The 19,980-nt window shown below is 71.6% G+C and carries 19 protein-coding genes; 11 read left to right on the top strand and 8 right to left on the bottom strand.

What is annotated here, in order from left to right:
* Positions 1-21: 21 nt before the first annotated feature.
* The gene (locus tag AC5P09_RS00565; protein ID WP_493871887.1) at positions 22-1,257 is read right to left on the bottom strand and encodes an MFS transporter; all 1,236 of its coding nucleotides are present in this window, start codon (positions 1,255-1,257) and stop codon (positions 22-24) included.
* Positions 1,258-1,418: 161 nt separating this feature from the next.
* Here AC5P09_RS00565 and AC5P09_RS00560 point away from each other — a divergent pair, with 161 nt between their 5' ends.
* From AC5P09_RS00560 to AC5P09_RS00550, 3 genes are all read left to right on the top strand, one after another.
* Positions 1,419-2,060 carry a DUF6758 family protein gene (locus AC5P09_RS00560; RefSeq protein WP_493871886.1) on the top strand — a complete coding sequence of 214 codons (642 nt, stop codon included), beginning with the start codon at positions 1,419-1,421 and terminating at the stop codon, positions 2,058-2,060.
* A 222-nt stretch (positions 2,061-2,282) separates the two neighbouring features.
* Complete coding sequence (locus AC5P09_RS00555) at positions 2,283-3,140, top strand: PHP domain-containing protein (RefSeq protein ID WP_493871885.1); 858 nt, start codon at positions 2,283-2,285, stop codon at positions 3,138-3,140.
* A 60-nt stretch (positions 3,141-3,200) separates the two neighbouring features.
* On the top strand, positions 3,201-3,806 hold the full coding sequence (locus AC5P09_RS00550; RefSeq protein WP_493871884.1) for a MarC family protein: 606 nt from the start codon (positions 3,201-3,203) through the stop codon (positions 3,804-3,806).
* Between the two features lie 86 nt (positions 3,807-3,892).
* Here AC5P09_RS00550 and AC5P09_RS00545 read toward each other — a convergent pair whose 3' ends face one another.
* Positions 3,893-4,045, bottom strand: a complete 153-nt coding sequence (locus AC5P09_RS00545; protein WP_217241068.1) for a DUF8834 family protein — start codon at positions 4,043-4,045, stop codon at positions 3,893-3,895.
* A 230-nt stretch (positions 4,046-4,275) separates the two neighbouring features.
* Between AC5P09_RS00545 and AC5P09_RS00540 the strand changes: the two genes are divergently transcribed.
* On the top strand, positions 4,276-5,169 hold the full coding sequence (locus AC5P09_RS00540; protein ID WP_493871883.1) for an NYN domain-containing protein: 894 nt from the start codon (positions 4,276-4,278) through the stop codon (positions 5,167-5,169).
* A gap of 195 nt (positions 5,170-5,364) precedes the next feature.
* Here AC5P09_RS00540 and AC5P09_RS00535 read toward each other — a convergent pair whose 3' ends face one another.
* Together AC5P09_RS00535 and AC5P09_RS00530 are read right to left on the bottom strand one after the other, a co-directional pair.
* A complete protein-coding gene (locus AC5P09_RS00535) occupies positions 5,365-6,246 on the bottom strand; it encodes an alpha/beta fold hydrolase (RefSeq protein ID WP_493871882.1) in 882 nt (293 codons plus the stop codon).
* A gap of 94 nt (positions 6,247-6,340) precedes the next feature.
* The gene (locus AC5P09_RS00530; RefSeq protein WP_493871881.1) at positions 6,341-8,833 is read right to left on the bottom strand and encodes a DEAD/DEAH box helicase; all 2,493 of its coding nucleotides are present in this window, start codon (positions 8,831-8,833) and stop codon (positions 6,341-6,343) included.
* Between the two features lie 473 nt (positions 8,834-9,306).
* Between AC5P09_RS00530 and AC5P09_RS00525 the strand changes: the two genes are divergently transcribed.
* On the top strand, positions 9,307-10,053 hold the full coding sequence (locus AC5P09_RS00525) for a ferritin-like fold-containing protein (RefSeq protein WP_266434090.1): 747 nt from the start codon (positions 9,307-9,309) through the stop codon (positions 10,051-10,053).
* A 44-nt stretch (positions 10,054-10,097) separates the two neighbouring features.
* On the opposite strand, the gene AC5P09_RS00520 is transcribed toward AC5P09_RS00525, so the two are convergent.
* From AC5P09_RS00520 to AC5P09_RS00505, 4 genes are all read right to left on the bottom strand, one after another.
* A complete protein-coding gene (locus AC5P09_RS00520) occupies positions 10,098-10,367 on the bottom strand; it encodes a hypothetical protein (RefSeq protein ID WP_493872290.1) in 270 nt (89 codons plus the stop codon).
* Positions 10,368-10,546: 179 nt separating this feature from the next.
* Complete coding sequence (locus AC5P09_RS00515; protein ID WP_019754243.1) at positions 10,547-10,774, bottom strand: DUF3107 domain-containing protein; 228 nt, start codon at positions 10,772-10,774, stop codon at positions 10,547-10,549.
* Positions 10,775-10,920: 146 nt separating this feature from the next.
* On the bottom strand, positions 10,921-11,562 hold the full coding sequence (locus AC5P09_RS00510) for a TetR/AcrR family transcriptional regulator (protein WP_266434087.1): 642 nt from the start codon (positions 11,560-11,562) through the stop codon (positions 10,921-10,923).
* Positions 11,563-11,716: 154 nt separating this feature from the next.
* Positions 11,717-11,941 (bottom strand): Rv3202a family protein, encoded by a 225-nt coding sequence (locus AC5P09_RS00505; RefSeq protein ID WP_493871880.1) that lies wholly within the window; start codon positions 11,939-11,941, stop codon positions 11,717-11,719.
* 164 nt (positions 11,942-12,105) lie between these two features.
* On the opposite strand from AC5P09_RS00505, the gene AC5P09_RS00500 reads away from it, so the two are divergent.
* The 6 genes from AC5P09_RS00500 to AC5P09_RS00475 all read left to right on the top strand — a co-directional run bounded on the left by AC5P09_RS00500 (position 12,106) and on the right by AC5P09_RS00475 (position 19,932).
* Positions 12,106-13,170, top strand: coding sequence for an alpha/beta fold hydrolase (locus tag AC5P09_RS00500; protein WP_493871879.1), 1,065 nt, complete (start codon positions 12,106-12,108; stop codon positions 13,168-13,170).
* A gap of 8 nt (positions 13,171-13,178) precedes the next feature.
* Entirely contained in the window at positions 13,179-14,693 is a 1,515-nt protein-coding gene (locus tag AC5P09_RS00495) for a DUF3152 domain-containing protein (RefSeq protein WP_493871878.1), read from the top strand.
* A 222-nt stretch (positions 14,694-14,915) separates the two neighbouring features.
* Positions 14,916-16,619, top strand: a complete 1,704-nt coding sequence (locus AC5P09_RS00490; RefSeq protein ID WP_493871877.1) for a DUF3492 domain-containing protein — start codon at positions 14,916-14,918, stop codon at positions 16,617-16,619.
* On the top strand, positions 16,616-17,905 hold the full coding sequence (locus AC5P09_RS00485; protein WP_493871876.1) for a hypothetical protein: 1,290 nt from the start codon (positions 16,616-16,618) through the stop codon (positions 17,903-17,905). The genes AC5P09_RS00490 and AC5P09_RS00485 overlap by 4 nt, the downstream gene beginning before the upstream one ends.
* 330 nt (positions 17,906-18,235) lie before the next feature.
* Entirely contained in the window at positions 18,236-19,195 is a 960-nt protein-coding gene (locus AC5P09_RS00480; RefSeq protein ID WP_266434075.1) for an NAD-dependent epimerase/dehydratase family protein, read from the top strand.
* Positions 19,183-19,932 (top strand): spherulation-specific family 4 protein, encoded by a 750-nt coding sequence (locus tag AC5P09_RS00475; RefSeq protein ID WP_493871875.1) that lies wholly within the window; start codon positions 19,183-19,185, stop codon positions 19,930-19,932. Before AC5P09_RS00480 ends, AC5P09_RS00475 begins: the two co-directional genes overlap by 13 nt.
* The last annotated feature ends 48 nt before the right edge of the window (positions 19,933-19,980 follow it).

The raw sequence follows: 19,980 nt of genomic DNA, 5'->3' as shown, positions 1-19,980 counted from the left end.
CCAACCGGTGGCCGAAAAGCGTCAGTTGGCGAAGACGGTGACCCCGTCCTCGGTCGCGTGCACCGGCTCCAGTTCCTCGGCGTCGTGCGCGAGCGCCTTCCGCCGTACGACGACCACGAGCGCGCCCAGCACCGCGGTGACCGCCGCGACCACGAACGGGATGTGGATGTCGCTCCACTCCTCGATCTTCGGTGCGAAGTAGGGCGCCGCGGCGGCCGCGAACCAGCGCACGAAGTTGTAGCCCGCACTCGCCACGGGACGCGGGGCGTCCGACACCCCGAGCGCCAACTCGGTGTAGACGGTGTTGTTCACGCCGATGAAGGCGCCGGACAGGATCGTGCAGACGATGGCGGCGGTGTGGCTGCCGTACCCGAGGACGAGCACGTCGACCGCGAGCAGCACCAGCGAGCCGCCGAGCACCTTCAGCGAGCCGAACCGCTCCTGCATGCGCGGCGCCACGATCACCGAGAAGACGGCGAGCAGCACACCCCAGGCGAAGAACACGGCGCCCGACTTGTACGGGGTCATGTCCAGCACGAACGGCGTGAAGGCCAGCACGGTGAAGAACGTGTAGTTGTAGAAGAACGCCGAGACGGCGGCGGAGGCGAGACCGCCGTGGCCCAGGGCCTTGATCGGGTCCAGCAGTGAGGTCTTGCGGGCCGGCTTCGGCTGCTCCTTCAGGAATGCCGTGATGCACAGGAAGCCGATCGCCATCAGGAACGCGGTGCCGAAGAACGGGTAGCGCCAGCTGGCGTCACCGAGCAGTGCGCCCACCAGCGGTCCGCACGCCATGCCGAGGCCGAGGGCGGACTCGTACAGCAGGATCGCTGCCGCGCTGCCGCCGGCCGCCGCGCCGACGATGACCGCGAGGGCCGTCGAGACGAAGAGCGCGTTGCCGAGGCCCCAGCCGGCCCGGAACCCGACGAGTTCGCCGACCGAGTTCGAGGTGCCCGACAGCGCCGCGAAGACCACGACCAGGGCGAGGCCGAGCAGCAGGGTCCGGCGGCCGCCGATGCGGCTGGAGACGAAGCCGGTGACCAGCATCGCGATCGCGGTGATCAGGAAGTACGACGTGAAGAGCAGCGAGACCTGGCTGGCGGTGGCGTCCAGGCCCGAGGCGATGGACGGCAGGATCGGGTCGACGAGCCCGATGCCCATGAAGGCGACGACGGACGCGCCGGCGGTCGCCCACACCGCCCTCGGCTGCCGCAGGATGCCACCGGCTCCCGCGTCGAAGGGGTCCTTGGTGTCTCCCATCGTGTGCTCCCATCCCGACGAAGGTAGTTGGTATATACACACGATAAGTTAGATCACCTAATTAATGCAAGCTACATCTGGTTTTCGCCGGTGAACGGCTTCCGCCCGGACGGGTGATCAGTCCTTGACGTGGCGGAGCAGGGGTAGGACCGTGGGGCCCTATGAGGGGCGAACCCAGTTGCCCGAAGTGTGGTGGCCGGGTCAGGGCTCCCGGACTCTTCGCCGATACCTGGCAGTGCGACGTGCACGGGACCGTGCATCCGGTGCAGCCCGTGATCCCGCCCAGCGTCGAGGCCCTCGGTGTCGTGGTGCACCGCACCCAGGTGCCGGTGTGGATGCCGTGGCCACTGCCCGTCGGCTGGCTGTTCACGGGCGTGGCCTGCGCCGGCGACGACCGCAGCGGCGGCCGTGCCACGGCCGTGGCCTGCTCCGGACCCGGACCGCTCGGCGGCATGGGCGAGCTGATCCTGGTCGCCGAGGAACTCGGCGTCGGCCTCGGCGCGCGGTACGGCGGCATCGACGGCCCGGACCCGGGGCCGTACATGAACGTCGAGAAGCCGCCCCAGGCCAAGGTCCTCGCCGCCGGTCGCCCGACCCCGCTCTGGCATGTGGCCGGCGCGCCGGACGACCGTGCGGTCTTCGCGGGCGAGGCGCTCGGGCTGTGGGTGTGGGCCGTCGTGTGGCCCGAGCAGTCCGGGCTGCTGATGTACGACGAGCTGGTGCTGACGGATCTGCGGGATGCGGGGGCCGAGCTGGACTTGGTGCCGTGCGGCGCGTTGTCGCCGCGCTTGCTCGAGCCGTAGCGCCTGCGGTGGGTGGGGAGGGCGCTCGCTGGGCGGGGTGGGTGCGGGGCTGTGCTGCGCCGGTCGCGCCCGCGCGGCGGAGCCGCATATCGATACAGCCCCGCGCCGCTAGCGGCGTTGTTCGTAGGGGGCGCTCAGGGGTTGCGGGTGTGACAGGGGCGGCCGAAAGTCCGGTTATTCTTTGAGCGTCCGCTTCCGCTTCGTCGCCCGTTGGAGTCCGCTGTGCGCATCGACCTGCACACCCACTCCACCGCTTCCGACGGTACGGACACACCGGCCGAGCTGGTGCGCAACGCCGCCGCGGCCGGTCTCGACGTCGTCGCGCTGACCGACCACGACACCACCCGCGGGCACGCCGAGGCGGTCGCCGCGTTGCCGGAGGGGCTGACGCTGGTCACCGGCGCGGAACTGTCCTGTCGTATCGACGGCGTCTCCATGCACATGCTGGCCTACCTCTTCGACCCCGAGGAGCCGGCGCTGCTCGCCGAGCGTGAGCTGGTGCGGGACGACCGGGTGCCGCGGGCGCGGGGCATGGTCGCCCGGCTTCAGGAGCAGGGCGTCCCGGTCACCTGGGAGCAGGTGGCGCGGATCGCGGGTGACGGTTCGGTCGGACGCCCGCATGTCGCGACCGCGCTGGTCGAGCTGGGCGTCGTACCGACCGTGGGTGACGCGTTCACGGCCGACTGGCTGGCCGACGGCGGCCGGGCCTTCGTGGCGAAGCACGAGACCGACCCCTTCGAGGCGATCCGGCTGATCAAGGGCGCTGGTGGCGTCGCCGTGTTCGCCCACCCGGGCGCGAGCAAGCGGGGGTGTACGGTCCCGGAAGCCGCGATCGCCGAGATGGCCGCGGCCGGGCTCGACGGCATCGAGGTCGACCACATGGACCACGACCCGGACACCCGGGCGCGGCTGCGCGGCCTCGCCAAGGAACTCGGGCTGCTGACCACCGGGTCCAGCGACTACCACGGCAGCCGGAAGACGTGCGTGCTCGGCGAGTACGTGACGGATCCCGAGGTGTACGGCGAGATCACGCGACGGGCGACGGGGGCCTTCCCGGTGCCGGGGGCCGGCGGGGCTTGAGGCCACGTCCCTCGCGTTCTCCACGTCCGTTCGTCCCGCACGTCACTCAGCAAGGCCCTCATGTTCGACCTCGCCGTCTTCGGCTCCCTGTTCCTGACCCTCTTCGTCATCATGGATCCCCCCGGGATCACCCCGATCTTCCTCGCGCTGACCTCCGGGCGCCCCGGCAAGGTGCAGAGGCGGATGGCGTTCCAGGCCGTCTGCGTGGCCGGCGGGGTCATCACCGTCTTCGGGCTGCTCGGGCACCAGATCCTCGACTACCTGCACGTGTCCGTGCCCGCGCTGATGATCGCGGGCGGGCTGCTGCTCCTGCTGATCGCGCTGGACCTGCTCACCGGCAAGACGGACGAGCCGAAGCAGACCAAGGACGTCAACGTCGCGCTCGTACCGCTGGGCATGCCCCTGCTGGCCGGGCCGGGCGCGATCGTGTCGGTCATCCTCGCCGTGCAGAAGGCCGACAGCGTCGCCATGCAGGTGTCGGTGTGGACGGCGATTCTCGCCATCCATGTCGTGCTGTGGCTGGTGATGCGGTACTCGCTGCTGATCATCCGGGTCATCAAGGACGGCGGAGTGGTCCTGGTGACGCGGCTCGCGGGCATGATGCTCTCCGCCATCGCCGTGCAGCAGATCATCAACGGGGTCACGCAGGTGATCCGGGCGAGCTGAGAGCCCGGTGGCCCGGATAGCGCAGAGCCCCCGCACGGCGTCGGTGCCGTACGGGGGCTCTGAAGTCTGTCGCGGGGACTCGCGCGTTATGAGGCCGAGGTCTCGGCCGGGCGAATCCAGAGGCGCTGTCCTATGGCGGCGGCCTGCTGCACGATTCGGTTGACGGAGGCGGCGTCCACGACGGTGCTGTCCACGGCCGTGCCGTCGACATCGTCGAGTCGCATGATTTCGAAGCGCATTGGCTTCTCCCTTCGTCTGGTCATCCTCCTGCGGAGAACTACTTGGGTGGCGCCTTGTGGTGTTGCGCCTTCTGTAGGTAGTCAACGGGATGCGTGTTACAAACATTCCCTACGCTAAAGAAATTTTTCGAACGGCTAATTACTGACCGGTAAGAGATTCGGAAGAGGTGTGAACGGGACTGAGCGGGACCGGTTGTGTTCGCAGCGTGACCGCCGGGACAATGGAGACGATGAACGACGACCTCGCGGCCCTCAGTGCCCGCATCGACCGCACCAACGAGCTGCTCCAGCGCATGCTCGCCGAGGTGGCGAAGACGCCCTCGACCCATGCGATCTTCGTCGACGCGGGATACCTGTACGCGGCCGCGGGACGCCTGGTCTCCGGGACGGAGGACCGCCGCGCGTTCGATCTGGACGCCGAGGGGCTGATCGACGCGCTCATCGACAAGGCGCGCACGATCTTCGCGGACAGCAGGCTGCTGCGGGTCTACTGGTACGACGGCGCGAGACGCCGCATCCACACCGCCGAGCAGCAGTCCATCGCCGAACTCCCGGACGTCAAGGTCCGGTTGGGCAACCTGAACGCGAACAACCAGCAGAAGGGCGTCGACTCCCTCATCCGCTCCGACCTGGAGTCCCTCGCCCGCCACCGCGCCATCAGCGACGCGGCACTCCTCGGCGGCGACGAGGACCTGGTCTCCGCGGTCGAGGCGGCGCAGGGCTACGGCGCCCGCGTCCACCTCTGGGGCATCGAGGCGCCGGACGGCCGCAACCAGGCCGAGCCCCTGCTCTGGGAGGTCGACAGTCAGCGCACCTTCGACCTCGACTTCTTCAAGTCGTACGTGTCCCGCCGCACGGCCCTCGCCCACGAGTCGACGGCGCCCCGCCCCGCGCGCGAGGACGTCCGCTTCGTGGGCGCGCAGATCGCGGCGAAGTGGCTGGCGGCGAGGGGACGGGACTCACTCGGGGACCTGCTGCCCGGCCACCCGTACCTCCCCGGCTCGGTGGATCAGGACCTCCTGGTCGAGGCGGAGGGCCTGCTGCAGTACTCGCTCCGCGGCCAGGCCGACCTCAGACGCGCGCTGCGGGACGGCTTCTGGGAGCACCTGCGGACGCAGTACTAGGGGGTGTTTCGAAAGTCCTGTGCGGTGCCCGCGGTGTCCGGTGCGTGCTCTCGGTGTGCCGGACGGAAGGCCCCGTCGATGGCCTGGACGTACTTGGGCTTTCGGCCGGTGCGGCGGGAGTGCGTGCCGGGCGCCGTGGGTGCTGTGCGGGACTTTCGAAACACCCCCTAGCCCCTACGGTCCCTTGGCGGGCCCTTACTCGTGCTCGCTGAGCCGGGTGTTGTCCCAGAAATCCGCGAGGGCGCGGGCGGTGGGGAGGGGCTGGTCGGCGTTGGGGGAGTGCTCGGCGCCCGGGATGACCGTCCGCCGCGCCTGCAGTCGTACGGCCATGCCGTCCAGCAGCGTCACCGGCCAGGTGTCGTCCCGGGCGCCCGACAGGACGTGGAACGGGAGCGGAACGGCGGCGAGTTCGGCGACCCGGTTCGGCTCCGTGCACAACTGACGGCCCGTGGCGCGGAGTTGGGCGGGCTTGTTGCCCAGCCAGCGGCGGCGCAGCTGCTCCGTGCCGCCGATGCCGCGGGCCGGGCCGCCGACCTCCTCCGGCGGGCCCATCGCCAGGATGGCCTCCCACACCTCGGCCATACCCATCACGTCGAGCGCGTCCCGCAACAGCTTCACGCGCTTCTGCTGGGAGTCGGAGATCTGGGCCGGCCCGGAGGAGACCAGGGTGAGCGAGAGAAAGGGGGAGTGGTCGAGCAGTACGGCAGCGCGGGCGATCTGGCCGCCGAGGGAGTGCCCGAGCAGATGCAGGGGCGTGCCGACGCTCTCGGCCTGGGCGAGCACGTCCCGCGCCAACTCGGCCTGCGCGTAGGCGTCTTCGTCCTCCTCGGGCCCGTCCGACTCGAACTGCCCTCGCCCGTCCACGGCCACGACACGGTACCCGCGCCCCGCGAGCGGCTCGTGCAACAGCGTGAAGTCCTCCTTGCTCCCCGTGAAGCCGGGCAGCATCAGCACGGTGCCCTTCGGCTCGACGCCGGGGGCCGCGGGCGAATCGACGACGGCGAAGTCTCCGCGGGGGGTGCGGAGGGAGTAGGCGCGGGCGTTGCGGGGCCGGGTGAAGGAGGCTTGGCTGGTCACGGGGGGAGGGTATCGGGTGGGGTGCGGGGTCGTCGGCTCCGGGAAAGCCGACGGCCCGGTTCACTCGAGGTGAACCGGGCCGTTGGGCGGGAGATCAGCTCTCCGTGGGCTCCGTGGCTGCCGTGGCCTTACGGGTCCGGCGCCGGGGAGCGGCGACCTTTTCCTCGGCTACGGCCTGGGCCGGGATGTCGGCGGCGGCCACCGCGGGCTCCGCGGCCTTGCGGGTGCGACGACGAGGCTTCGCCTCTGCCTCCGCCTCGACCACGTCACCCTCGACTGCCTTGGCCGCGGCGGTCTTGCGCGTCCGGCGCGGCTTGGCCTCCGTGCCCTCGGCGGTGTCGACGGCGGCCTCGGCCGGAGCCGCGGCGGCGGTCTTGCGCGTCCGGCGCGGCTTGGCAGCCGTGCCTTCCGCGGTGTCGACGGCGGCTTCGGCGACAGCCGCCGTCTTGCGCGTGCGGCGCGGCTTGGCCTCCACGGCCTCGACCGTGTCGACCGCTGCCTCGGCGGTGGCGGCGGCCTTGCGCGTACGGCGCGGCTTGACCGCGGCCGGCTCCGCCTCCGGGGCCGTCTGCGCCGGGATCTCGGCGACGACGGCGACGGGCTCGGCGGCTACGGCCTTGCGGGTACGGCGACGGGGCTTGGCCTCCACGGCCTCGACCGTGTCGAGGGCGGCCTCGGCCGGAGCCTCGGCGGCTACGGCCTTCCGCGTACGACGGCGCGGCTTGGCCTCAGCAGCCTCAGCAGCCTCGGTTTCCGGAGTCCCGGTCCCCTCGGCCGTGTCGACCGCGACCTCGGCCGCAGCCGTGGCCTTGCGGGTACGGCGGCGCGGTGCGGCGGCGGGAGCCTCCGCCTCCACCGGGGTCTGGGACACCGTCTCCGGCGTCGTGGACTCGGCCGTGTCGACCGCCGTCTCCGCCGACTTGCGGGTACGGCGGCGGCGCGACTTCGCCGGGGTCTCGGCGGTGTCGAGGGCAGCCGTGGACTCGGGCGTCGTGACGGCGGCCTCCGCGGCCTCCGTCACCGGGGCGATCTCGGACACCGTCGGCTCGATCGTCGGCGCTGCCGTGGCCGGCACCGTCTCCGATGCGGCGCCGCGGCTGCGGCGACGGCGGCGCGGGGTACGGGTCTCGGTGGCGTCCTGGGCCGCGGTGGTCTCCTGCGGGGCGACGCCCTCGACGGGAGCCGTGCCGACGGGGGCCGTCGAGTCCAGCGGGGAGCCGTTGCGGGTACGACGGCGGCGACGCGGCGTACGGGCCGCACGCTCGCCCTCGGCCGGCCGGGACTCCTCCCGACCGCCTCGGGCGTCACGGTCACCGCGACCGCCGCGGTCATCACGGCCGCCACGGTCTCCACGGCCGCCACGGTCACCGCGACCGCCGCGCGCCCCACGGCCGCCCGTCTCGCCCAGGTCCTCCAGCTCCTCCGCCCCGAGCCCGGCGCGGGTGCGCTCGCCGCGCGGCAGGACACCCTTGGTGCCCGCCGGGATGTTCAGTTCCTCGAAGAGGTGCGGGGAGGTGGAGTACGTCTCCGGCGGGTCGCTGAAGCCGAGGTCCAGCGCCTTGTTGATGAGCTGCCAGCGCGGGATGTCGTCCCAGTCGACGAGGGTGATCGCGATGCCCTTGGCACCCGCGCGGCCGGTACGGCCGATGCGGTGCAGGTACGTCTTCTCGTCCTCGGGGGACTGGTAGTTGATGACGTGGGTGACACCCTCGACGTCGATGCCGCGGGCGGCGACGTCGGTGCAGACGAGGACGTCCACCTTGCCGTTGCGGAACGCGCGCAGCGCCTGCTCGCGGGCGCCCTGGCCGAGGTCGCCGTGGACCGCGCCGGAGGCGAAACCGCGCTGCTGGAGCTGGTCGGCCAGGTCGGCCGCCGTCCGCTTCGTACGGCAGAAGACCATCACGAGACCGCGGCCCTCGGCCTGCAGTATCCGCGCGACCAGCTCGGGCTTGTCCATGTTGTGCGCGCGGTAGATGTGCTGCTTGGTGTTCGCGACCGTCTTGCCCGCGTCGTCCGGCGAGGTGGCGCTGATGTGCGTGGGCTGCGACATGTAGCGGCGCGCGAGGCCGATGACAGCGCCCGGCATGGTCGCCGAGAACAGCATGGTCTGGCGGCGGGCCGGCAGCATGTTGATGATCTTCTCGACGTCGGGCAGGAAGCCCAGGTCGAGCATCTCGTCGGCCTCGTCCAGGACGAGCGCCTTGATGTGCTTGAGGTTGAGCTTCTTCTGGCCCGCGAGGTCCAGCAGACGGCCCGGGGTGCCGACGATCACGTCGACGCCCTTCTTGAGGGCCTCGACCTGCGGCTCGTACGCCCGGCCGCCGTAGATGGCGAGAACGCGGACGTTGCGCACCTTGCCCGCGGTCAGCAGGTCGTTGGTGACCTGCGTGCACAGCTCGCGGGTGGGGACGACGACGAGCGCCTGCGGGGCGTCGGTGAGGTCCTCGGGCTGGGCGCGGCCGGCCTCGACGTCGGCGGGGACGGTGACGCGCTCCAGGAGCGGGAGGCCGAAGCCCAGCGTCTTGCCGGTGCCGGTCTTGGCCTGGCCGATGACGTCGCTGCCCGAGAGGGCGACGGGGAGCGTCATCTCCTGGATGGGGAAGGGAGTGATGATGCCGACGGCCTCAAGTGCTTCGGCCGTCTCGGGAAGGATTCCGAGCTCTCGGAAAGTCGTAGTCAGGGTGCTGCCTCTTCTGTGTGCGCGGCGCGAGGGCGAGCGCGGGGGTCGTCTAGGACCGTGCTGGGGACGTCGACTACTGCCTTACGGGCGAGCCGTATGACACGGGACCACTGCCGACGCTCTAGCGCTCGAACCGCTGAGGGTCCCCCTCCGAACTTCGTACGCACTGTGCCGTACGGGCGAGGAGGGCTGTCGGGTCGGAGCCGATCGGGCCACCGACCGGGCATCCTCATTCGTGCGGCCCGTCGAATAGTCGCCGGGCGCATTACCACTGTACCCCGGAAACGCGCACATGCGATGGCCGATTCGGTCACGTAGTCGTCGTCACACTGATTGACCAGGGACTTCCCTCGCGCGGCGAGCGAGCTATTGTGCGCTTCATGACGACCTCTGACAAGCCTGACAACGCCTCCGCCGCACCTGCAGCACACACCGGAGTCGCCGCCCAGGACTGGACGCGGGCATCCGCCGAACCGCAGTACCGAGCCGCGGTCGTCGACCTGCTCGGCGCGCTCGCGTACGGCGAGCTGGCGGCGTTCGAGCGGCTCGCGGAGGACGCGAAGCTGGCGCCGACGCTGGCGGACAAGGCGGAGCTGGCGAAGATGGCGTCGGCCGAGTTCCACCACTACGAGAAGCTGCGCGACCGGCTGACCGAGATCGGCGAGGAGCCGACCGCGGCCATGGAGCCGTTCGTCGCCGCCCTGGACGGCTTCCACAAGCAGACCGCGCCCTCGGACTGGCTGGAGGGGCTCGTCAAGGCGTACGTCGGCGACTCGATCGCCAGTGACTTCTACCGGGAGGTCGCCGCCCGGCTCGACTCGGACACCCGCGAACTCGTCCTGGCCGTCCTCGACGACACCGGGCACGCCGGCTTCGCCGTCGAGAAGGTGCGCGCGGCCATCGACGCGGAACCGCGCGTGGGCGGCCGGCTCGCGCTGTGGGCACGACGGCTGATGGGCGAGGCCCTGTCGCAGTCCCAGCGCGTGGTCGCCGACCGGGACGCGCTGTCGACGATGCTCGTGGGCGGCGTGGCGGACGGCTTCGACCTCGCCGAGGTCGGCCGGATGTTCTCCCGCATCACCGAGGCGCACACCAAGCGGATGGCGGCACTTGGGCTTGCTGCCTAGTGCCGCGGCACTTGCTCATCGAGGACGCCGCGATCGGCGGCGGATCAGGCGGTTGCCGATCGGCGGCGGAGTCTTCCCGCGGGGCGCAGCAGCAGCGAGAGCGAGGCCGCGCAGACGATCGTCGCACCCAGGAGGATCAGCAGGACGCCGCCCGTGTCCAGCGCGCTGTGCGTGACGAAGGCGCCGAAGAGGGCGCCGGCCACACCGGTGGCGAGGACCAGGGAACGGGCCGGCAGGCGGTGGGACAGCCGGTGGACCGCCAAACCCGCCAGCACGAGACCGAGCAGAGCGGAGCCGAGCGCTTCCAACAACATCATGGGGTCCCTCCCACACGGCCACACTGCGCGTCACGGTCGTAGCCCGTCATACCCGTGACCTGCGGAATGCAATCCTCCTCTGTGCGCGAGTTGTGCTCCGGATGTGGAGAAAAAACCGAAGAAATCGAGAGGGGCCCGACGACTCACGGTCGCCGGGCCCCTCTCGATACGTATGACTACAGCGCGCCGAAGCCCACCTTGCGCGGGGCCGGCTCACCGAGCTCGACGTAGGCGAGGCGGTCGGCCGGGACGAGGACCTTGCGGCCGTGCTCGTCGACGAGGCTCAGCAGCTGCGACTTGCCGGCCAGCGCCTCGGACACCGCCCGCTCGACCTCCTCGGCACTCTGACCGCTCTCCAGAACGATCTCGCGAGGCGCGTGCTGCACGCCGATCTTGACCTCCACGGCTATGTCCCTCCGACGGTCAGTGAAGTGCGCGACCTTCCGCGCCGTACTCCGCACACATTAGCCCGGTGAGGGGACGTACATGCTCCGCCCAAGAACGCCAGGAGCGAACAGCGGGCGGGAACAAACCCTCGGGGCGGTGTGCGTCAGTGGTGGTCCGTGCCGTGCAGCGGGAAACCGGCGATGCCTCGCCAGGCGAGCGAGGTCAGCAGCTGGACCGCCTGCTCGCGCGGGACGCTGCGGTCGCTGTGCAGCCAGGAACGGGCCACCACCTGGGCCAGCCCGCCGAGGCCGGAGGCCAGCAGCATCGACTCCGCGGGCGAGAGGCCGGTGTCCTCGGCGATGACCTCGGAGATCGCCTCGGCGCACTCGTTCGTGACCTTGTCGACGCGCTCGCGCACCGCGGGCTCGTTCGTCAGGTCCGACTCGAAGACCAGGCGGAAGGCGCCGCCGTCGTCCTCGACGTACGCGAAGTAGGCGTCCATGGTCGCCCGTACGCGCTGCTTGTTGTCGGTCGTTGACGCGAGCGCGGTGCGTACGGACTGGATCAGCGACTCGCAGTGCTGGTCCAGCAGCGCGAGGTAGAGGTCGAGCTTGCCGGGGAAGTGCTGGTAGAGCACTGGCTTGCTGACGCCGGCGCGCTCGGCGATGTCGTCCATGGCGGCCGCGTGGTAGCCCTGCGCCACGAAGACTTCCTGCGCGGCGCCCAGCAGCTGGTTCCGTCGGGCACGGCGCGGCAGGCGCGTGCCTCGCGGGCGTGCCGCCTCTGTCTGCTCGATGGCTGTCACGCCGCCTCCCAAAGTCGTCCTCGTGCGGTGTGCGCCGCGCCGCCATCGTACTTTTCGGTAACCGTGGTGTGCGCAGTGCGAGCGCAGAATTTCACGGACCGGACGCTGGTGAATGCCGCGCACCGTCTCTCAAACCGGGATGGAACGGGCGATGTCACCGATAGTCGTCCTCGTCGATGGAGACGACGCGGGCCTGTTCGATGAGGTCGGCCTCGTTGGCCCGGCCCGGGTCCACGCCGGTCAGCGGGTCGTCGCGGTCCGGCTTGACGTCCGCCTGCTGCTCGGCGGCGTCGCCCTCCGGCGCTTCGACGTCGATCTCGGTCGCTTCCTCGGCGTCCTCGTTCATGAAGGTCTCGGGGTCGCGGGGGTCGACGGCCATGATGGGCTCCCTTCCTAGAACATCCCTGAGTGGAACAGGGGGCCACATGCGGGTGCCCTGCGTACGAGCCTAGGAGACACCCGATCTGGACGCCATGCGATCCGGGTACCTTCTGTGACGGCGAACACATGAACCACTGCGTGATCATCTCGTAACATTGCCGCATGTCTTCGACCGAGCTGCCGTTCGTGCCGCCCGCCAACGTGCTGCCCAAAGTGGCGCCCGTCAGGGTGGCCGAGGGCGAGCGGCTCAGGTCGGTCGAGCTGCCGGGGATCACGCTGACGGTCCGGTCGAGGCCACCCGCGCGCGAGGGGCTGCCGCCCGCGCTCTACGTCCACGGCCTCGGCGGCTCCTCGCAGAACTGGTCGGCGCTGATGCAGCAGCTGGAGGACGCGGTCGACGGCGAGGCCGTCGACCTGCCCGGCTTCGGCGACTCCCCACCACCGGACGACGGCGACTACTCGATCACCGGGCACGCGCGCGCGGTGATGCGTTATCTCGACGCCTCGGGGCGCGGTCCGGTGCATCTCTTCGGGAACTCGCTCGGCGGCGCCGTCGCGACGCGCGTCGCCGCGGTACGGCCCGATCTCGTCCGCACCCTCACCCTCGTCTCGCCCGCACTGCCGGAGGTCCGCGTCCAGCGCACGGCCGTGCCGACGGGGCTGCTGGCGGTGCCCGGCGTGGCCGGGCTCTTCACCCGGTTCACCAAGGAGTGGACGGCGGAACAGCGGGTCCGGGGGGTCATGGCCCTCTGCTACGGCGATCCCGGGCGGGTCACTCCGGAAGGGTTCCGCAACGCCGTGGAGGAGATGGAGCGGCGCCTGCAACTGCCGTATTTCTGGGACGCGATGACGCGTTCCGCGCGCGGGCTGGTGAACGCGTACACCCTGGGCGGCCAGCACGCGCTGTGGCGCCAGGCCGAACGGGTCCTCGCGCCGACCCTCCTCGTCTACGGCGGCCGCGACCAACTCGTGGGCTTCCGCATGGCATCGAAGGCGACTCGCGCCTTCCGCGACTCGCGCCTCCTCACCCTGCCGGAGTCGGGGCACGTGGCGATGATGGAATACCCGGAGACGGTGGCCGGGGCGGTCCGCGAGTTGCTCGCCGATGTGGCGGCCCGTGACGGTGGGGTGCGGGGCTTCAGCGGGGGCGAGGGTACCTTTGACGCCACAGAAGGAGCCTCCGGCGGTGGGGCCGGAATGTCGGGCAGTACGAACTCGGGGAGCTGAGGGGCGAGGTGGGACGCCACAGTCGACGTGGATCTGCTCCCAAGAGTGGCCCCAAGGGGGACAGCGCCGATCCCGCCGTCCAGGGCCGGACACAGGGCCCACCGGCCGCGCGGCAGGCGACGCCGGCGCCGCAGCCGGGGTACGGAACACCGGCCCAGGGCGTTCCGAGGTACGGCGACGGGACTCCCGCGGGCGGGGTACCGAGGCTTCCTGACGGGACGCCGGCTCATGGGGTGCCCAGGTTTCCCGATGGGACGCCTGCGCACGGTGTCCCCAGGTTTTCCGACGGCACGCCCGCGCACGGTGTCCCCAGGTTTCCCGATGGCACGCCCGCTCATGGCTTCCCGCAGGTTCGTGGCGGGCATCCCGAGCAGCGGGAATCCGGTGGCGCCTGGGGGGAGTTGAGCGGGCGCGGCAGGCCGGGTGGCCCGGGCGTCGGTCTTCCGCGGCAGCGGCAGGCGCCGCCGGTGGGCACGAGGGGGCGGAGAGAGCCGCGGCAGGACTACCTCGACGCCTTCGAGCGGGACGGCGACCTCTTCGAGGGCGACGACGACGTCTTCGCGCCCCGGACGCCCGTCGCCCCGGCGCACCGCGAACCGCTCTCCGCGCACGCCTCCGATCCCTACGGCACTGTCACCGACTGGCCCGCCGAGACCGGTGTCGACCGCCCCGAGGACGACGACGCGCCTCCCACGGGCGAACCGGCGCCCGTCAAGGATGGCAAAGGGCGCGCCTTCACCGGGATCGCGGCCGCCGCCGTCACCACCGTGCTGGCCGTCGTCGTGGCCGGTCAGGTCACGAACGGGCGGGACGACAACGCCGTACAGTCGCAGTCCGCCACCGACCAGGCCCGCGACGCCCGCGACGGGGCCTCGCGCGGGGAGGGCCGGCCGACGCCTTCCGGTTCGCCGAGCGTGGCGGCGTTGACGTACGAGCAGGGGATGGACAAGAGGTACGCGCTCGGTGCCGCGTTCAAGGGGCCGGGCGAGTTCGACGCGATCAAGGGGATCGCCAAGGCGCCCGGCAAGGGGCAGAAGTACACCTACCGCGTGGACGTGGAGCAAGGGCTCGGGCTTGACGGCGGACTCTTCGCCGAGGCCGTGCAGAAGACGCTCAACGACGACCGGAGCTGGGCCCACAACGGCGCTCGCACCTTCGAGCGCGTCTACTCCGGCAAGCCCGACTTCGTGATCACCCTCGCCAGCCCGGGGACCACCGCGACCTGGTGCGCCAAGTCCGGTCTGGACACCACCGTGGACAACGTGTCGTGCGACTCGGCCTCCACCGAGCGCGTGATGATCAACGCTTATCGATGGGCGCAGGGATCGAAGACGTACGGTGATCAGATCCACGCATACCGCCAGATGCTGATCAACCACGAAGTCGGCCACCGGCTCGGCTACAGCCACGTCACCTGCGACAAGAACGGCGAACTCGCCCCGGTCATGCAGCAGCAGACCAAGTTCCTCGACCACGACGGAATCCGCTGCCGGGCCAATCCCTGGCCTTATCCGGGCAGCTGACGGGCGCCGAGCCTCGAGTGGCTCGCGAGTGACGATCCGTACGCGCATGATCTCTTAGCGCGACGGAACGCGACCCGCACGGGAAAGTTACGACCGTTCACCCCTTTTGGTGGTGCGACGGACAACCGTCCGTCGCACCACCGCCTTGTCCGCATACGTTCGTCCCGCTACGAGTCGCCGGGGCAACGGCGGCTCCCCATACGGGAGATCGGGGGTGCGCTGGTGCGCATCGGACTGCTTACGGAGGGTGGCTATCCGTATGTGAGCGGTGACGCCAGGCTCTGGTGCGACCGGCTCGTGCGCGGGCTTGAGCAGCACGAGTTCGACATCTACGCGCTCAGCAGCAGCGAGCGCCAGGAGGACGAGGGCTGGGTTCCGCTGCCGCCGCAGGTCAGCAGGGTGCGCACGGCACCGCTGTGGACGGCCGAGGAGGACGGGGTCGGATACGGACGGCGCGCGCGCCGGCGGTTCGCCGAGTGCTACGGCGAGTTGGCGGCCGCCCTGTGCGAGGGGGGCGTCGCAGAGGCCTCCGGGGAGCCGTCGGCCACCGAGGCGGACCGTTTCGCCAGCGCGCTGTACGGCCTCGCCGAACTCGCCCGCGACGAGGGCGGACTGGTGGGCGCGCTGCGCTCCGAGGCTGCCGTACGCGCCCTGGAACGCGCCTGTCGCGCTCCCGGCGCCCTGCGCACGGCGCGTGAGGCGCGCGTACCGGATCTGCTCACCGTCGCCGCGCATCTGGAACGCGCTCTGCGCCCTCTCTCGCTCGACTGGTACGAGGACGACGACCTCGGCTCCGTCGACCTGTGCCATGCCACGTCCGGTGGTGCGGCGGCCCTGCCCGGGCTGCTCGCTCGGCACTTCTGCGGCGTGCCCCTGCTGGTGACCGAGTACGGCGTGCGGCTGCGCACCCACTACCTGACCGCCACGGAGTCCTCGCCCCCTGTACGCGCCCTGCTCACCGCCTTCCACGGCAGACTCGCCGCCGAGGCATACAGCCGGGCCGCGATCGTCACGTCCGGCAACGCGCACGCGCGCCGCTGGCAGGAGCGCTGCGGCGCCGACCGCGACAAGCTCCGCACGGTCTACCCCGGCATGGACGCCTCCCGCTTCGCGGACGTCGGCGAATCGCCGGAGTGCGCCGACCCGCACACCCTGGTCTGGATCGGCCGGGTGGAACCGGCCAAGGACCTGGTCTCCCTGCTGCACGCCTTCACGGAGATCCGCAAGGAGGAGCCCAAGACGCGGCTGCGGATCGTCGGCACCCCCTCCGGCTCCGAAGGCACGGCCTACCTCGGCCACTGCAAGGCGCTGGCCGCGCAGCTCTTCCCCGACGAGGCGGACGGCCCGCACGCCGTCGGCGACAACCCCGTCTCCTTCGAGGAGATCGGCGGCCCGGAACTGCCGACCCTGGCCGACGCGTACGCCGCGGGCGCGGTGACCGTCCTGTCCAGCGTCGTCGAGGGCTTCCCGATCAGCCTGGTCGAGGCCATGTTCTGCGGCCGCGCGACGGTGTCCACGGACGTCGGTGCCGTCGTGGAGGTCATCGGCGGTACCGGTCTCGTCGTGCCCCCGCGCAATCCGCGGGCGCTCGCCGAGGCGTGCGTGGCGCTGCTGCGCGACACCGAGCGCCGCGAGCGCCTGGGCGCCGCCGCCCGTGCCCGCGCGCTCGAACTGTTCACCGTCGAGCAGAACATCATGGCATTTCACGGCATTTACCTGGACATCGTCTCGCGCACCCCGGTCCGCCGCGTCCTCCTCGACGCCACCGGCGAACCCCTGCCGTTCGCCACCCCCGCCGAGGCCCACGTACCCGGACGCTGGACCGAGCAGGGCGTACGTGTGGTGGCACGCGGCGGGCCCGGCTGGGCCGCGGGACCGCCCGTACGCGCCACGGCTCCGGCCGCGGCCACGGAGGGAGCGTCATGAGCGAACTCGGCGAACTGGACCGCCCCGGGGCCCCGAACAGCGCCGGAGCCTGGGACGAACGCTCGGAGGAGTGGCTCGTCACGGAGACCGACGCAGACCAGGGGCCCGACGCGGACGCCACCACCGACCACGGCCCAGGCCCTGACCCAAGCGCGCGCGGTAAAACCGGAGACGCCCGCTCCACCACCCCCACCCCCCGCCGCACCACAGCGGACCCGGTCAAGGCCCTGATGCACCGTCACCGGGACCTCTGTGAACGAGCTGTGGACCCTTTGGAGATCGCGGCTGGCCTGGAGGCCCACGGCGTCACCGACCGCACCGCCGCCCGCTTCCGCCACCGCGACGTCTTCTCCCTGGCCGAGGAGATGTACGCCCGGATCCCCCGCGACGGCGAAACCCCCAAACCCCGCGCTTCCGAGGCTGACTCTCGCCCACGCGCCGACTGGGTCCTCCTCACCCTCCTCCCCGGCGCCCTGTGCACGGCGACCGTGGTCGGCCTGCACCTCACGCACGGGCAGGCCCGCCCGACGGTCGCCGCCGCAGGCGCCCTCGCCGTGGCCCTGGCCCTGCGTGCGGCCCTCGCCCGAGGCCCGCTCAGCCCCAGATCCGGCACCCCCGCGACCGGCACCAGCACCTGGACGTACTGGCTCATCGCCTACGCCCTCATGGGCGACGGCCTGCTGCGAACCGCCCTGGCCGGCGGCCCCGACGGCCTGCCCGACGGCACCCCGGACGCCCCCTGGCCCCTCGCCACCGCTCCGCTCCTTGCCCTCACCTCGGCCTGCGCCCCAGCGGCCTGGACCACTCACCTCCTCACCGCACGAGCCCGCCGCAAACTGACGGCCAGCCGCGGCCTGGAGGACTTCGCCGCATCCGTACGCCCCCTGCTGCTCGGCACGTTCGCCCTGTTCCTCTGCGCCCTGACCGCCCTCCTCACCCTGACCGCCACGACCCTCGACGAACCCATCACCTACGCCCAGACCACCACCCTGGGCGCCCTTCTCCTCCTCTCCCGCCTCCTCGCCATCCACCGCTTCACCCACGCTCCCGCGGTCATCCTCACGGCCACCGCCACGGCCCAGGCAACGGCCCTGGCCACGGTCTTCGCGGCTCGCCTCCCCGGCTGCGAGGTCCTAGCCCTCCCGGTCCAGACCCTCACCGACACCTGGGGCCCGGGCAGTGTCCAGGCCCTCACCTGCGGCACAGGAGCGCTGATCCTCCTGCTCCACGCAACCCGCACGCTCACCCGGGCCTCGGCCCACGCCCCGGCGGAGAACCAGCGGTGAGGCGGCTGCGACCGGTGTTCCCGAGACGCGGCAGCCGCGTACGGCGAGCAGGGGACGTGTCGGGGGGTGTCCGCCCGCAGCGGATGGCGCGTCAACACGGTCGCCCCTGTAGGAGACCGATTCCGCGCCAGACCGAGGACGGACACCCCCCGACGCGGCCCCGACCCACGCACCCGCCGTAGGCGAAGGCGGCCCCCCCACCGAGCCCGCACCGGCCGCCGCAGGCATCCGGCCCCACCACGGGGCAACCCCACCCGCTTGTGACCTCCCCGAAGGAGACCCCCAAATGATCACCTCCCGACCCGACGCCTCGGCCCCGGGAGCCGCCCGATGAGAGTCCTGCTGATCGGAGCCAACGGCTACCTCGGCCGCTTCGTCGCCGACCGCCTGCTCGCCGACCCGGCCGTCCAGCTCACCGCCCTCGGTCGCGGCGACGACGCGGACGTCCGCTTCGACCTCGCGTCCGGCAGTCCCGGCGCCCTCACCCGCTTCCTCGACGCGGTCCACCCCGGCGTGGTCGTCAACTGCGCCGGCGCCACCCGCGGCGGCGCCCGCGAGCTCACCCGCCACAACACCGTCGCCGTCGCCACCGTCTGCGAGGCCCTGCGCCGCAGCGGCTGCGGCGCCCGTCTCGTGCAGATCGGCTGCGGCGCCGAGTACGGTCCCAGCCAGCCCGGCTCCTCCACCGCGGAGGATGCCGTGCCCCGCCCCGGCGGCCCGTACGGCGTCAGCAAACTCGCCGCCACCGAACTCGTCCTCGGCTCCGGCCTGGACGCCGTGGTTCTCCGGGTCTTCTCACCCGCGGGCCCCGGCACCCCCGCCGGCTCCCCGCTCGGCCGCCTCGCCGAAGCCATGCGCCGCGCCATGCAGTCCGGCGACGGCGAGCTCAAACTCGGCGGACTCGGAGCCCAGCGCGACTTCGTCGACGTACGCGACGTGGCCCGCGCCGTACACGCGGCCTCGCTCTCCGCCGCGCAGGGCGTCATCAACATCGGCTCGGGCCGCGCCGTCCGCCTGCGCGACGCCGCCGCGGTTCTCGCCCGCGTGGCCGGATACGGCGGCGCCCTCCACGAACTCGACGGCCACTCCGGCCCGTTGAGGGCGACCATCGGCCATCCCCGCACCGAGTCGGACCACGCGGCCCCCGTCGCGTACCCGTACCCCGACGGCTGCGGCAGCTGGCAGCAGGCCGATGTGCGCACCGCTCGCGACCGGCTGGGCTGGCGCCCCCGGATCGGCCTCGAAGAGTCCCTCGCCGACATCTGGATGGAGGCGGCATGCCGCATCTGACCCGCGCCAAACCGGGCACGGCGAGCACCGACCTGCGCACCGGCTTCGGCATCCCCAGTTTCGCCCACCCACTCGTCGCCCCGGCCGAGTGGGCCGAACTCACCCGCCCGGGCACCCCTCTGCACTGGGTCGTCCTGAACGTCGCGGACGGTCCCGGCAGCCGCCCCGACCCGCACTGTCTGGAGGCGGCCGGCCGGCTGCGCAACGCGGGCATCCGCGTCCTCGGCCGCCTCGACACCGCGTACGGCGCCCGCGCCTTCGGGGAGGTGATCTCCGAGGCGCACCGCTACATCGACTGGTACAAAGTCGACGGCTTCCTTCTGGATCGCTGTCCGACCGAACGCGCCACGCTGCCCGAGATCCGCCGCACGGTCACCACGCTCCGCGCGCTGTGTGAGGAGGCCCACGTCGTCCTCGGCCACGGCATCCACCCGTACCCCGGCTACGCCGAGAACGCCGACCAACTGGTCACCTTCTCCGGCCCTTGGAGTGACTACCGCTGGTCGCAGGTGGCGGAGTGGACCGCTGACTACCCACCCGAGCGTTTCTGCCACTTCGTCCACGGGGTGCCGCGCCCCCACCTGGAGGAGGCGCTGCGCATCGCCCGTTGGCAGGGGGCGTCGACGATCTACTTCACCGACCGAACGGACCGCGGCGGCCGCACCGATCCCTGGGAGACCATGCCCGGTTACTGGGACGAGATCGTCTCGCGGATCGGAACGGGTGTCTCGGAATGAAAAAGGCCATGGCACTGTTACGGGGAGAACAACCGTAATGATTGACCG

This window comes from Streptomyces sp. a15, from assembly GCF_059026085.1.
The sequence above is the reverse complement of the archived record's forward strand: the minus strand, read 5'-3'. Positions and strand labels throughout refer to the sequence as shown.